Annotated in this window: 12 protein-coding genes and 1 pseudogene; 3 read left to right on the top strand and 10 right to left on the bottom strand. The window is 25.2% G+C overall.

What is annotated here, in order from left to right; genetic code table 11:
- The 3 genes and pseudogenes from NY022_RS01430 to NY022_RS01440 form a co-directional block, all read right to left on the bottom strand.
- Positions 1 to 688 (bottom strand): annotated as a pseudogene (locus tag NY022_RS01430) (hypothetical protein); the annotation flags it as partial.
- A gap of 119 nt (positions 689 to 807) precedes the next feature.
- Positions 808 to 1,770: a tetratricopeptide repeat protein gene (locus tag NY022_RS01435; RefSeq protein ID WP_267523240.1), complete on the bottom strand. Its 963-nt coding sequence runs from the start codon at positions 1,768 to 1,770 to the stop codon at positions 808 to 810.
- A 195-nt stretch (positions 1,771 to 1,965) separates the two neighbouring features.
- Positions 1,966 to 3,480: a phosphoethanolamine transferase gene (locus tag NY022_RS01440; protein WP_267523241.1), complete on the bottom strand. Its 1,515-nt coding sequence runs from the start codon at positions 3,478 to 3,480 to the stop codon at positions 1,966 to 1,968.
- Between the two features lie 55 nt (positions 3,481 to 3,535).
- Here NY022_RS01440 and NY022_RS01445 point away from each other — a divergent pair, with 55 nt between their 5' ends.
- The 3 genes from NY022_RS01445 (at position 3,536) to NY022_RS01455 (ending at position 5,856) form a co-directional block, all read left to right on the top strand.
- Entirely contained in the window at positions 3,536 to 4,294 is a 759-nt protein-coding gene (locus NY022_RS01445; protein WP_267523242.1) for an exodeoxyribonuclease III, read from the top strand.
- A complete protein-coding gene (locus tag NY022_RS01450; protein WP_267523243.1) occupies positions 4,291 to 4,671 on the top strand; it encodes a pyridoxamine 5'-phosphate oxidase family protein in 381 nt (126 codons plus the stop codon). Before NY022_RS01445 ends, NY022_RS01450 begins: the two co-directional genes overlap by 4 nt.
- A 75-nt stretch (positions 4,672 to 4,746) precedes the next feature.
- Positions 4,747 to 5,856, top strand: a complete 1,110-nt coding sequence (locus NY022_RS01455; protein WP_267523244.1) for a glycerate kinase — start codon at positions 4,747 to 4,749, stop codon at positions 5,854 to 5,856.
- Between the two features lie 641 nt (positions 5,857 to 6,497).
- On the opposite strand, the gene NY022_RS01460 is transcribed toward NY022_RS01455, so the two are convergent.
- From NY022_RS01460 to NY022_RS01490, 7 genes are all read right to left on the bottom strand, one after another.
- Positions 6,498 to 7,340, bottom strand: coding sequence for a 1-aminocyclopropane-1-carboxylate deaminase (locus NY022_RS01460; RefSeq protein ID WP_267523245.1), 843 nt, complete (start codon positions 7,338 to 7,340; stop codon positions 6,498 to 6,500).
- A 45-nt stretch (positions 7,341 to 7,385) separates the two neighbouring features.
- Entirely contained in the window at positions 7,386 to 7,961 is a 576-nt protein-coding gene (locus tag NY022_RS01465) for a hypothetical protein (RefSeq protein WP_267523246.1), read from the bottom strand.
- Positions 7,958 to 10,312, bottom strand: a complete 2,355-nt coding sequence (locus tag NY022_RS01470; RefSeq protein WP_267523247.1) for a type I restriction endonuclease subunit R — start codon at positions 10,310 to 10,312, stop codon at positions 7,958 to 7,960. Before NY022_RS01470 ends, NY022_RS01465 begins: the two co-directional genes overlap by 4 nt.
- On the bottom strand, positions 10,313 to 11,557 hold the full coding sequence (locus NY022_RS01475; protein WP_267523248.1) for a restriction endonuclease subunit S: 1,245 nt from the start codon (positions 11,555 to 11,557) through the stop codon (positions 10,313 to 10,315).
- Positions 11,558 to 11,561: 4 nt separating this feature from the next.
- On the bottom strand, positions 11,562 to 11,969 hold the full coding sequence (locus NY022_RS01480) for a hypothetical protein (protein ID WP_267523249.1): 408 nt from the start codon (positions 11,967 to 11,969) through the stop codon (positions 11,562 to 11,564).
- 425 nt (positions 11,970 to 12,394) lie between these two features.
- Positions 12,395 to 14,029 carry a type I restriction-modification system subunit M gene (locus tag NY022_RS01485; RefSeq protein ID WP_267523250.1) on the bottom strand — a complete coding sequence of 545 codons (1,635 nt, stop codon included), beginning with the start codon at positions 14,027 to 14,029 and terminating at the stop codon, positions 12,395 to 12,397.
- Positions 14,030 to 14,118: 89 nt separating this feature from the next.
- Positions 14,119 to 14,610: a pyridoxamine 5'-phosphate oxidase family protein gene (locus tag NY022_RS01490; RefSeq protein WP_267523251.1), complete on the bottom strand. Its 492-nt coding sequence runs from the start codon at positions 14,608 to 14,610 to the stop codon at positions 14,119 to 14,121.
- Between the last annotated feature and the right edge of the window lie 6 nt (positions 14,611 to 14,616).

Consider the following 14,616-nt stretch of genomic DNA (forward strand, 5'->3'; position numbering starts at 1 on the left):
CTGTAAATAATTTAGTAGCTGGGTTTAATGGAGTAGATGGGATAACATTATCAACTGGTTTATCTTCAGGTTCTACTGGAGTTGGTTCAGGTTTAGGTTCTACTGGAGTTACTACATCAACTGGTTTGTCATCTGTGTTATCAGGGGTAGCTACATCAACAGGTCTACTTTCAAGAACAACAGGTGTTTCAACATTATTTGCAACAACATTATTAGCAAATAAATTACCACCAATATATTCATCTTTAATCATTACATCAGCATCAATATTTCTATCTAATACATCAGCATAAATTTTACTTTCGCTACCTGATTTATCAAACATAATATCATTTAAAGCTACACCATTACTAGCAACACCAGAATCTCCAGCTGCGGTAGCGTCTAATTCAAGATTTCCATTATTCATAAGATTATTGATTAAATTATTGATTTGATCATCAATAGCAGCCTCATTTTCAAAACTTTCACTTGTTAAAATACTATTATCAATCTTAGCAAGATTGTCACCTTCTAAATGAATAATTTTACCATTAACTAATCTAATATCGACACTAGCATTAACACCAATAGTTTTGATTATATCGCCAACTGATATAATACTACCATTAACTAAAGCTTTTTCGCCATTAGCATTTAAAATTTTTACATCACCTGTAAGTTTTACAACTTTCCCAGCTTCTGCCATAATTTCTCCTTAAAATAAATTTTATTGAGATATTAAAACAAAAATAAATTAATTTGAAATTTCACTGAAGTTCATTTTTATAAAAATATAAAAATATTTAGAGTATTAAACTCTAAATATTATTTTTCACAAGATTTTGTAAATCCTAATTCGCAAGATTTTTGAAAGTATTTTTTAGATTTTGATAAATTTTTATCTATTTTCATGCCTTGAGTATTTAAACCTTCTTCATATATATAACCTAATCTAGCACAAGCAAAACCATCATTTAATTTATCACAAGAATATTCAAAATTTTTTACACTATCTTCTACTTTTTTTAATTCCATATACAAAATACCTAAACTAGTACATGATTCTTTATTGTCTAATTTACAAGAAATATTATAATATTTTTCTGCCTGTTCTACATTATTTAAATATCTATAAAAATTAGCCAAAGAATAACAAGCTACTGAATTATTTTTATCACATTCTTCTTCGCTTATTTTTGTAAATTCATCAATATTTTTTAAGGCTTCTGTTGATATAACATAGCTATTTGACCCTTGTTGACAACCATACACATCGCCTAAACTACAAGCTCTTAAATAGAATTTAAGTCCATCAATAGGATTAATATTTTGTGCTAATTCTATACAAGAATTTGATACACCACCTTCACAAGCTTTTAACAATTCTTCTTGTTTAAATTTTTTATACTCTTTTTTATATAAATATGCATAATCATCACAAGCCTCAAAAATATCTTTATCGCACGCTTGTTTAAATAATTGTTCAGCTTTTTTAATATTTTTACTAGTACCTAAACCAAGAAAATACATTTTTCCTAAATTTGCACATGAAATATCATCTTTTAAATCGCAAGCCATATTGTAATATTTATAAGCATAAGTATAAGATTTGTTAGTTCCTAGTGCAAGCTCATTCATTTGTCCTAATCTATAACAAGCTTTAGCATCATTATTTAAACAAGCTTTTTTAAAACTTGGATAAGCTTTTTTGAATTCCCCTTTTTGAAATAACGCCTCACTAGCAAATAGTGTTAAAGTAAAAGATAATATTAATAATAATTTATTCACTTAAGCTCCTTAATTAAATTTGTAACCATTATATAATCTAAAAATTAAAACAAGGGTTGCATCTGTAGGAGTATAGTTGAAAAATGATTAACGATTATAAAGCAACCCTTAAAAAACAAGGAATGACAAAATTATACAAAATAATTATTAAAATTTTATTAAAATAATAAATTTTATATAAAATTTTAAGAATAATTATTTATTTTTATTTAATTTTGCATTAAAAATATCATATTCACTATCATAATCTTTAGTAGTAATATTAAAAAATCCTAACAAAGAACTAAATAAATTATCTTGAGATAATTCTAAATTAAGTTTATCCTTATTAATATATTCTTCGTTTTGCCACAAAATAGCTGGTATATGAATTTGCTCTTTTGGTGCTAAATAATATGGCATTCCGTGTAAATAAAATCCATTTTCACCTAAGCTTTCTCCATGATCACTTAAATAAAATAATACTTTTTTATCTGCCTTATCATTTTGTAAAATTTTTATTAAATTCGCCACTAAAAAATCAGTATATAATAATGTATTGTCATAGGTATTAATCAGTGCCTCTTGTGAACAATCTTGTAATTTATTTGTATTACAAATGGGCTGAAATTTAGCAAATTCATTAGGATATCTAAGATAATAAGCTGGTCCATGTGAACCTTGAATATGAACTACTATTAAAGTATTTTTATCCTTTTTATTAGCTAAAATTTGTTTTGTATCATCAATTAACCAACCATCATAGTTCTCACTTTTTATAGTTGATTTTATACCATTACAAACACCTTTACAACCACCAGAATTATTATCAAGCCAATAAACATCTATGAAACGATTTAAAACACTTAAGACATTTTTATACGCCTCATTTTTGTTAAATTCAGTTCGCTTATGTTTTGAAAACATACAAGGTAAAGATTGTGCAGTAGCTGTCCCACAGGAAGTAAAATTTGTAAAATAATTAACATCTAAATTTTTAGTATAAAAATTAGTATCATTTTTTGTATAACCACCTAAAGAATAATTTTTTGCCCTTGCAGTCTCACCAACTACTAGTATAAAAGTCTTACTAAACTCATCATCTAACATTTTTGCATCTTGGCTAATCTCATTTAAAATTTCAGGTGATTTAAATTTTAATTTGACTACTTTAAAAAATGAATAATATTGATAAAATGGAAAATTATAATACCTTATAATATCATTAGCTCTTAAAAATGGTATTAATGATTTTGAATTTATAAAAATCAAAGCAAATAAACTAATAATTGATATTAAAATAATAAAAATTTTATGTAAAATTTTATTATTTTTAATCCTTACAAAAAATAAGAATAAAATAGGTATAATACAAGTAAAAAATATATAAATTATCATATTAAAAGAAAATAAATCACTAATCTCTCTACTATCAGTAGCCATTGCATTAACAATCATATCAGAATCAATTATAACGGAATAATTATACACAAAATACGATATAAAACTAATAGTAATTATTAAAATAAAAGTAAAAAAATATGCTAAAATTCTAAAAAAACATAAAATATTTATAACTACAAAAACTAATAAAAAATAAATAATATAAATTGATATTAAAAATACAAAAGAATTAGTTTTAGAACTTACAAAAAATAATAAATTATAATTCATAAAAAATATATATAAACTTAAAATAAAATTAAAAAATAGATGATTTATCTTTAACATTTACAACCTTTTTGTATATTAAAAAATTATATATAACTAAATTTAAGGAATAGTTTTGAGATTAATATCATGGAATGTAAATGGTTTAAGAGCTATTATGGGAAAAAATGGCTTTGAGTTTTTAAAGGATTATCCTTGTGATTTTTTAGGAATACAAGAAATAAAAGCTAGTTCTGATAAATTTCCAAAAGGACTTGATGAATTAGGATTTAAAAATATAAAATCAAATTCAGCTAAAAGAGCGGGATACTCTGGCGTTATGAGTTTTTTTAATTTTGATTGTGAAACTAAATTTGCTGAATTTTTTCCCGATGATGAAGGGCGGGTTTTAGAACATAATTTTAAAGATATAGTTTTATTTAATATATATTTTCCGAATGGACAAAACGGAGATGAAAGATTAAATTACAAAATGAAATTTTACGATGATTTTTTAGTATATCTTCAAAATTTACTAGCTAATGGTAAAAAAATTATTATTTGTGGAGATGTAAATACAGCTCACCGTCCAATAGATTTGACCCACCCAAAAGCTAATGAAAAAACGAGTGGATTTTTACCGATTGAGCGTGAGTGGATAGATAAATTATTAAATTCAGGTTTTGTTGATACATTCCGTTTTAAACACGGAGATATACCTGAAAAATACTCGTGGTGGAGCTATAGAGCTGGTGCTAGAAATAGAAATGTTGGTTGGAGAATTGATTATTTTTTTATATCAAACAACTTAGCGCCGTATTTAAAAGATGCTTTTATTTTAGATAATGTATTAGGTTCTGATCATTGCCCTATAGGAATTGATATTGATATATGAATGCAAAAATACTTGAATTTATAAACTCTATTAATGTATGTGTAATTAGCACAAATGAGCCTTACTCGGCTAGTGTTTTTTATATTTTTGATGAAAATAATAATTCTATTATTTTTATATCTAGTACAAATTCTAGACATATAAAAAATATAAAAACACTAGCCGTTGCAATATATCATCAAAATCCTATCAAAGGCTTACAAATCATAGGAGAATTAAGTTTAGCCACACAAGAACAAAAAGATATATACATTAAAAAATACAAAATGGCTAAATTTGCACTAAATCATGAAATTTACGCTATAAAATTAAAATATCTAAAATACACGGATAATACATTAATATTACCTAAAAAGTTGGAATTTAATTATGAATGAATTTATCTTAGACATAAGTGCTACATTAATTTTTAGTTTTTTATTAATTTATATTTTCATTAAAAAGGCAAAAAAATGAATATTTTAGTAATTTGTGATAGTTTTAAAGGCTCACTTAGTTCAAAAGAGGCTAATGAAAGTATATCCAACTCAGCTAAAAGACTAGGTTTTAATGTAAAAAGTTTAGAAATTTCTGATGGTGGTGATGGATTTTTAGTAGCTGTTAATCAAAAATTAAATGCAAATAAAATAACATTAAATTTAAAAAATGCAGCCAATACCGAAAATTTAGAAGGCTATTATTTATTAGACAATAACACAGCATATTTTGAAATGGCTGAATTTGCTGGGATAGCAAAACTTAAAGAAAGCGATAAAAATCCACTAAAAACTAGCACAAAATCATTAGGAATTGCTATACTTGATGCTATTAACAAAAATACAAATAAATTTATAATAGGTATAGGTGGTTCGGCTACAAATGATGCTGGTATCGGAATGCTAAGTGCTTTTGGCTATAATTTTTTAGATGAATTTGATAATATTTTAGAACCAATCGGAAAAAATTTAATCAAAATAAAAAAAATTGATGATAAAAATATAGATTTAAGATTAAAAAAATGTACTTTTCACATAGCAAATGATGTAAATAATCCATTATATGGTCTAAATGGTGCAGCTTTTATATACGCTAGACAAAAAGGTGCAAATGATAGTGATATTATTTTTTTAGATGAGGGTTTAAAAAATTTTGCAAATATTTGCGAAAAACATTTTGGCAAAGACTTTTCTATGTGTGCTGGAGCTGGTGCTGCTGGTGGATTAGCTTATGGTTTTTTAGAATTTTTAAATGCTAGTTTTTGTTCTGGATTTGAATTTTTAAAACAACTTTTAAATTTAGAAGAATACATAAAAAACGCTGATATTGTAATAACTGGAGAAGGTTCATTTGATAATCAAAGCTTAATGGGAAAAGTGATTGGCTCAATAAATAATTTATGTGAAATTCATCAAAAAAAATTAATAATTTTTTGTGGTATTAATAAAAGTGATTTTAAAAACTGCTTTTCTTTAAAAGAAAATTATAAACAATATAATCAAACTGAATTAATGCAAAAAAATATAGCTCAAGAATGTTTAAGTAATTTATCATATAAAATTTTAAAAAATATAAAAAATTATTAAAAAACATAAAATGAAACTTAAAGTTTTTTAAACTTTAAAAAATAAAGCATAATTATTAATTTTTAAAAATTATAAAAAACCTTAGAATAAAATTATTTGCGTAAAAAAGTTAAATGATATGATAAAAAATTATTTAAGTAAATATAAAATTATTAAACAAAATGTTTATTTAATATTAAAATCAAATTTATAACTTTTATTAAAATAAACTAATCAAAATATTTTTAAATATAAAATTAATTAATAATTTTTTTGTATCAAAATATTTCATAAATAAAATTTATTATCAATATATTTACTTAATTTTTTTATTGATTTGATCGTAAATTTCTCATTTCAACTATAAATTCCTCAAAGCTTTGTGCTTTAATTTCTCCACGTAAATGAGCTTCTTCTAACTCTTTAGCTTCTTTTAATGCTTCTAAAAATTCATCACTCTTATAGTATTATTCTAAATGTTTATCAAATTCACTTTTTTGTTTTATTATTTTAATAGGTTCATTAAAAGCTTTTGCTAATTATTTTAATGCTTTTAAAAAATATGGATTGTCATTTAATGTAATTGTTACTTTCATCTTATCCATTTTAAAAAATATAAATATTATAAATAAAATAATACAAATAATTTTAATTATAAAATTCTAATTATAGTCTAATTTGCATAAATATCGCTCTTTCATAGTGCTAGAACCAATAAGTCCGCCTTGATGAATATATAAAATATTATCCTTAAAAATATCCAAATTCTCATAAATAGCCATTAGCCCAACACTATCATAAAGCAAATCAAATTTTATTTTTGTTATATTTTCTGTAAGTATAAAAAGCTCTTCATAAAGCTTTGCAAAATGATATTTTTTATTAGTTTTTAATAATTTTAAATTTGATTTAGGATTTAATTTTTGAATTTGCTTAGCAAAATATTCTTCACCACTCACACAAGAAGTGGTAAATACTCTAATCTCTGGTAAAATTTGACTTAAATATTTTTCTAAATAAATAGCACTTGTATAAGTTCCGCTTGGCAAAAACACATCGCAATTAAATTCTTTACATACACTAGAAATTTCATTTGCCATATCAAAAAAACCAAACCTTGCAAAATCATTACAAACGCCCTCATCTATCAAAAAACTATCGCTATCACTTTTATGTAAATTCATAGCAAAATCCTTAGGGCTTAAACCAAAATCATTAGAATAATAAATATTTGCGTTATTTTTAATAGCATTTTCTAAATTTCCACAAATTTCACATCTTCTAGCACATACAAATGAAAATTTATAATTATTTTTATTAGAAAATAAAGCCAATGCTTGCATAGCATTTGATTGACTTGAACCATAACAAATCAAGTGCTTATATGGTAATTTTATACTTTTTAAAAATGCTAATTTTCTGGCTTTATTTCCATTGATTTCACCTAATAAATCATCTCTTAAAACTATAAAATTTTTATTAAAAATATGAAAATTTGTAAACATAAACCAGCCTTAAAATATTAAAGCCTAAAAAATAGGCTTTAGTTATTATATATTTTGATTTAAAACAAAAATTTTTATATCATCATAAAGTTTAGTTTTACCTTGCCAAAAAGGCACTTTATAATAATCTTGCACCTTTTTTTTATCAGATAAATTAATTAAATCCACAAGTCTATTTCCTTTATTTAAATCTATTTCACTTTTTGCATCAATATATATCTCTTTTAATTTTATAAAATCAAGCCCAAAAAGCTCTGCATAATCTTTAATCTTTTCATCTAGCCTACTAGCTTTAACCTTATTTATCTCGCTAATCAAATCCATATAATCGCTAATATCATTAGAATTAATTATATCCAGTGCTATTTCTTGGTCAGCCTCGCTTAAAATCGCTAGACTTTTTATTAGTTTTTCTTTATTTTCGGCTGTTTTATCACGCTTAAATTTTGCAAATAAATCCTGCATATAATCATAATTTATCTCAAATCTATTTTCATTAAAGCTTAAATCTGTTTCATAATGCTCTTTAAACTCATCTTTTAAAACCCCACTTTGAATGCTATCTTGATACCTTACTTTTAATATTTCATAAGTATTTTCATCTAAATTTGAAACTATCATTTATAACTCCTTTTATCAAAATCATAACCTTGAATTTTCGCCGCTCTTATATACCACTCAAGCTCGTTAAACAATCTTCTAAACTCTTTTATATCTTCTTCATCACTTGGCAAAGAAGCAAAGCCGTGTATAAAAAGCGTATTAATCTTCGCATAAATTTCGTTGATTTTTTCTACGTAATAGCCTATTTTTGGCACAAAAATCTCGCTTTCATTAGCACCTGAATAAAGCTCTAAAGCCTTTTTTATATTTTCTTGCATAGCAACAGGCTCTTTAAAATACACTATATTTCCATAAGGTTTAAGCCCATTTAAGACCCTATTAGTCCTAGAAAACGCCTGAATTAAATTTGCATATTCTAAAGTTTTATCTAAATATAAAGTATTTACATATTTTGAATCATAACCAGTTAGCATTTGATTTACAACGATTAAAATATCTAGCTTATCATCATCTTTTATACTTTTATAATGCTCTTTGTGTGCTAATCTTGCTGCAATGTCCTTTTTAAATTCTCCATCATCAATTCTTAAACTTTTATGAAACATAGCATTATAATCGCTTATAATCTCATGCAATGCTTTTCCTTTATCCACTACAAATGCGTAATTTTCATCAATATTTGTATCAAAAAGTGTCGTAATTTTTAAATCATGCAATCCTTTATTTTTATAATCTTTAAAAATTCTATAATACTCTATCGCATCAGGTATCGAGCTTACCGCAAAAATAGCATGAAAATACCTATCAAATTTATAGCTTTTATGAGATTTTGAAAATCTAGAAAAATCACTTAAAATCTCTTTTACTACATTTATTTTCCATTGTGTATTTTCAAAATAATCCGTCTCTTTTAGTTTTGCTTCGGTTGTTTCATCATCAAAATCATACCAACTAGCATCATTTAATATTTTTGCTTTTTTATCCCTAATATCATCATAATTAATCTTTTGAACTAAATTAAACCTTAAAATATTTTCATCTCTTAAGCCATCTTTTATAGTGTAACGATGAAGCTCATTTCCAAAAATATTTTTAGTTTCATTGTCAAATTTTGAATTCTCTTTAAAAATCGGCGTCCCTGTAAAACCAAAAAACATAGAATTAACAAAGACTTTTTTAATATCACTTAACATTTCTCCTGAAGTTGAGCGATGTGCTTCATCTATTATAAAAACTATTTTTTTAGTATCTTTACTCATTGATTTTGATAATTTTTGCATTTTTTGAATAGAAGTTATTATTAGCTTTTCTCTTTCTTTAGGGTTTAGCTTACGCTTTAAATCCCTTATGTTTTCGGTATTTAACACCCCATCATCATAGCTAAAAGAACAATATTCTTTAAAAGATTGATCATTTAACTCAACCCTATCTACTAAAAACACCACTTTATCCACATTCTTAAGCTCATTTACAAGTTCAGCTGCTTTGTAACTTGTCATAGTTTTACCTGAGCCTGTGGTATGCCATATAAAGCCACCTAAATTAAAATCTCCTAAATGATTTTTAACAACTTCTAAAATCATTTTAGCCGCATAATATTGATAACTTCTTAGAATTATTAAACTTTTATCAGCACCTTGGACTATTGAATATTTGCTTACTAATTCGTGAGCTAGTGGTATTTTTAGCATTGAATTAGCTAAATCTATATAATTTTTTAAATGCTCATTATTTTTTTTCGCCCAACAAAACCTAAATGACTTATTAAACTCACTATCATTAGTATTAGCAAAATACCTACTATCATTAGGGGTCATTATTACAAAAATTTGCACCAAATTCATAAGCCCCTTACTAAATAGCCCTTCATTTTTGTATTTTTTGAGTTGATTATAAGCTTCTTCTAAATTTTTATCATCTTTTTTAAGTTCTATATGATAAAGTGGCAATCCATTGATAAGCAAAAGCACATCACCACGCCTATCTTTTAGCATATCATCAAGCTTTTTAAATTTCGGTTGTCTTGCGATTTGATAAATAGTGCGACCACTTGCAATTTCATCTTTATTAAAGATTATAAGAGTTATTTCTTTACCATTATTTTTAGTATCACTTGGATTATCCCTTGTGATTGTTATAGTGCCTTCTTTTAACATTCTTGCTATTTCATAAGGAGATTTTCTAAAATGCTCTAGGATTTTATTTATTTCCTTTTCGCTTAATTCTACGCCGTTTAGCTTAGCACTCTCGCTATTGTTTGCAAAGACAATTTTAGCAAAATTATCCACTAAATCCTGCTCACTTGGGCTCATTAAAACATTAGCAAAACTATCATTTTGCCAACCATTTTTCTCTAAAGCTTTAATTAAATCGTTTTCAAACTCTAATTCACTTACAAAACTATACATTTATTCTCCTTTAAAAATTTTTTCTAATAAAGCAAGTTTTATTTGCTTTAATTTGCTTAATTTTTTTTCATATAAATTTATACTTTCATCTAAAGCTTTAAACAATTCCCCGATTTTTTCTTGCTCTTTTAAACTTGGGAGTTTTACTTTTATACAACTAAATTTAGAAATTGAAAGCGTAAATCTAGTATTACCTTGAGCTAAGTTATAACATTGTTGCAAAAAATTATTATGCTTAAAAACTTGTCCTGCAAAAGTATTGTTTAGATTAATTTTAGGTCTTAAACGCATTAAATGATAACTATATAAAACATTATTTAAATTTTCTAAAATAACAGATGAATGCGCTATATCGTCAGGGGTTTCAGATGATGGAGTAAATAATATATCTCCATATTTCAAATCAAAACTTTTTAATTCATTTTCAGTAGCTGAAGTAATTGCAAAATTAAAATTATTAGTAATATAACTATTTTTATAAACATCCATATAATTTAATAATTTAACAATTTTTTCACCTTTTACAATGATTTTATCTACACTACTAGTTTTTAATTCTCCTATATTTCCTAATTCAAATTCCTGCCATTTTTCGCTAAAAGTTTTAAAGCGTAGTTGTGGGTGAATTTCGTATGTTTTAGTAAAAAGTTTATCAAGTAAAGCCTTTTTGCTTTGCTTTAGCTTTGAGATTTTTAATTCAGTTTTATTTATACTCTCATCTAAATTTTTAAACAATTCTCCGATTTTCTCTTGTTCTTTCAAACTCGGGAGTTTGATTGATAACTCCATAGTTTTCCTTGGCGATATATTAAACCTTGAAATACCTTGAGCAAGTTTTATCATTTGCTGTCTAAATGATTTACTTCTTAAGCTATATGATAAAAACTTAAAATCTATATCAACTTTTAATCTATAACCAAAACAAAAACTATTTAAATAAACATTATCTAAGTTATATAACCAAACTGAACTCATACCTACTTCTTCTGGAGTTTCTGAAGAAGTAGTAAAAAATACATCTCCATATTTAATTTTATTTTGTGAGTTATCAATTTCTATTTTTTCTAAATTTTCAATATCTACAAATGAATTATTAAAAATATTTAAATACGGGATATATCTTGCATTTCCATATCCAAAATCTTCTTTAGTTTTACCACTTAATCCTGTAAAAGTTTCTCCTATATTTCCTAATTCAAATTCCTGCCATTTTTCGCTAAAGCCTTTAAATCTTAGTTTTCTCATAGCCTTATCCTAAGATTTTTATAAGCTCATTTATGGCTTTTTGCTCGTTTATATCAGCATCTAGTTCAGCTAAAAGCTCACAAACTTTCGCATTGCTTTGCTTTAAATCATTTTCAATTTCGCTTAAAGTATCTTTATAAATATCATTTAAAGCCCTTAGTTTGTTTGCTATCTCATCACACATTACATTAAACATATCTAACAAATTGCTTATAATAGGCTCTATCCAAATGGTATTTAGCAAGGTTTTTATCTCATCTATATTTAGCTCATCTTGTTTTTTACTTGATTTTATATCAAGCTCTTTTGCGTAAGTATTGTATGATTTTTTAGCGTTTTCATAATCTTTTAGTTTTTCGTTAATTTTGATTATATTTAGCTCATCAATATCTAATGTGGCTTTGCTAATCATCTTATATTCAGCTTTTATTAACTTTTCATCTAAATCGCCGTTGTCTTTAAAGTAGCTTTCGTCTAATTCATCTTTAAGCTCGTTTAATTCTTGATAGATTTCTTCTTTATGATTTGCTAGGTTTGATAATTCTTGTAATTCGGAGCTAAAAAATTCGTTTTTGATAATCTCTAAATCTAAGGTTTTGCTAAATTCTTTTAAGCTTGTTCTTTGAATGCTATCTATATCGTTTAAAATCCCCCCCCCCGTTCTATCAATTAGTTTTTGATATATTTTGTATTTATCAAAAAGCTCGTAATTATTTGCAATTTGTTCTAGTGGTTCATTTAAGGTATTTTCAATTTTATTAATATCAATTAAGTCTAAATTATCAATTAAATTTATTTTTAAAAAATCTTTATAATTATTTAGCTCGGTTTTATAGTTTAGCTCATAGTTTTTATATCTTTTGAGTTTAAAATCTGCTCTTTTAAATTTGAAAAATCATTAAATCTTAAATACTCATCATCATAGTTTGCAAAAATATCATTTTGTAAGCTTTTTAAACTATCAAAATATTTTTTATCTAAATCCTTTTTAGGTATGCCACCAAACATTAAAGCATTAAAATCTAGCTCTAAATCATCAGTTTTATTTATGTATCTTGTTATGTTTAGATTATAATTATTATTAATTACTTCATCTTTGCTTACAAGTCTTGCAAAATTTGTTTGATTTTTCCTTGCTACTATACAATCAAAAATCTTTTTTATATTTGATGCTTGGAGTTTGTTTTTCTTGCCATCTTTTATGAATTCATTACTTGCATCAATAAATAAAATATCGCTAGTTCTATTTATATCGTTCGTTAAAAACATAACTATGGTTGAGATACCAGTGCCATAAAAAATATTTGCTGGTAGCCCTACTATTGCATAAATATGGTTATTTTCAATTAAATTTTTTCTAATCTCTTCTTCAGCTCCACTTCTAAATAAAACCCCGTGTGGTAAAACTATCCCCATTAATCCGTTGTTTTCTAAATGATAAAGTGAATGCTGTAAAAATGCAAAATCAGCCTTTTTATTAGGTGCTAAACCATATCTAAATCTTGGATCACTTGTAGCATTATCTCTTTGCCAATTAGCTGAATATGGAGGATTTGCTGCTATTGCATTTACCCTTAAAGCATCACCATTTTCACAAGGCCAATCTCTTAACAAAGTATCGGCGTTTTTAAGGCTTATAAGATTTACAGGAGTATTTGTCATAATTAAATTCATTCTTGCTAAATCATAAGTTGTTTGCATTAACTCTTGCCCATAATAATGTATCTTTATATCTTCTTCATAATGCTTTTTAACGGCTTTTCCCATGGTAATAAGCAAACTTCCAGAGCCACAAGTTGGATCATAAAGCTTAATTTCCTTGCAAGTATCTTTTAAATAATTAGCTATTACTTCAGAGATTAGAACTGATACTTCGTGTGGAGTATAAAACTCACCTGCTTTCTTACCTGCATTACTTGCAAACATAGATATTAAATACTCATAAATATAACCAACTAAATCAAAATCTTTTTGTATGCTAAAATCTAAATCCTTGAAAATAAAAGCGATTTTTTCAATTTTTGTGCTAATTGCTGAATTGTCCTTGCCTAAAATATTGATATTATTTCTTAGTTGTCTAAAAATATTTTCATAGGTTGGATTATTTTTAGCACATTCTTCAAAAAAATCTAAAGCTTTACTTAGCGTTTCAACTTTTAATCCAGTCCTATCGTCAATCCAAGCTTTATAAGAATATTCATAAGGTATAAAATATCCATTTTCGTTACAACAAAGTTTAACTAATAATTCATCTTTAATACTTTCAAAATCAAATTCTTTTAAATCTTTCGTAACAGCCTTATAATCATCTAAAGTAACACCTTGTTTTATCATAAAGCTAAACAAATTATCCGATAAAAATTTATAAAATAAAAATCCTAAAATGAAATCTTTATAATTATTTGCATCTACCTCGCCCCTTAGCTCTTCAGCTGTTTTCCAAATTTTATTTGCTAATTCTTGCTTAGTCATCATTCTCCTTTAAAATTTTTATTTTAATAATATTAATTTATTATTAATAAAAAATATATAATTAAAAAATCTAAATTTATCTTGGTATTTTATTTATTAAATTTATGTGGAGAATTAATATTTGCTAAATGTGTTTTATTGTTTTCATCTATATCATAAGCCATACCAAAACCTTTAACAAATCTACCACTTTTAATAATTAATTTAACAAAATGAAAATCTTGCATATTATAAAAAATATCTATGTTTTCATCATTTTGTTGTTCTTTTAAAAGAGAGAATAATCTATTAAAATCATCATCTCTATTTAAGATTTTTGCATTTACTTTATACCTTAATCTAATTCTTGCAAAAATCGTTTTAGCCTTGCTTTCATCTTGCAAAAACATAATTTCTACTTTATTAGGATTAAATTTTAAAGCATTAAAATGCTCCACAACTTCGCTTATAAAAATATACATATCATTACCATCAAAAATAATAGGAGCATAAGAACTAATTGCATTACCATTATTGTCAATACTTGCTATTACCACGCTTTTAAAACTTTTTTTAAAAGTATCAATATCTAAATCTATCATTACAAT

It is taken from the genome of Campylobacter sp. MG1 (assembly GCF_026616895.1).
Lineage (GTDB): Bacteria > Campylobacterota > Campylobacteria > Campylobacterales > Campylobacteraceae > Campylobacter_E.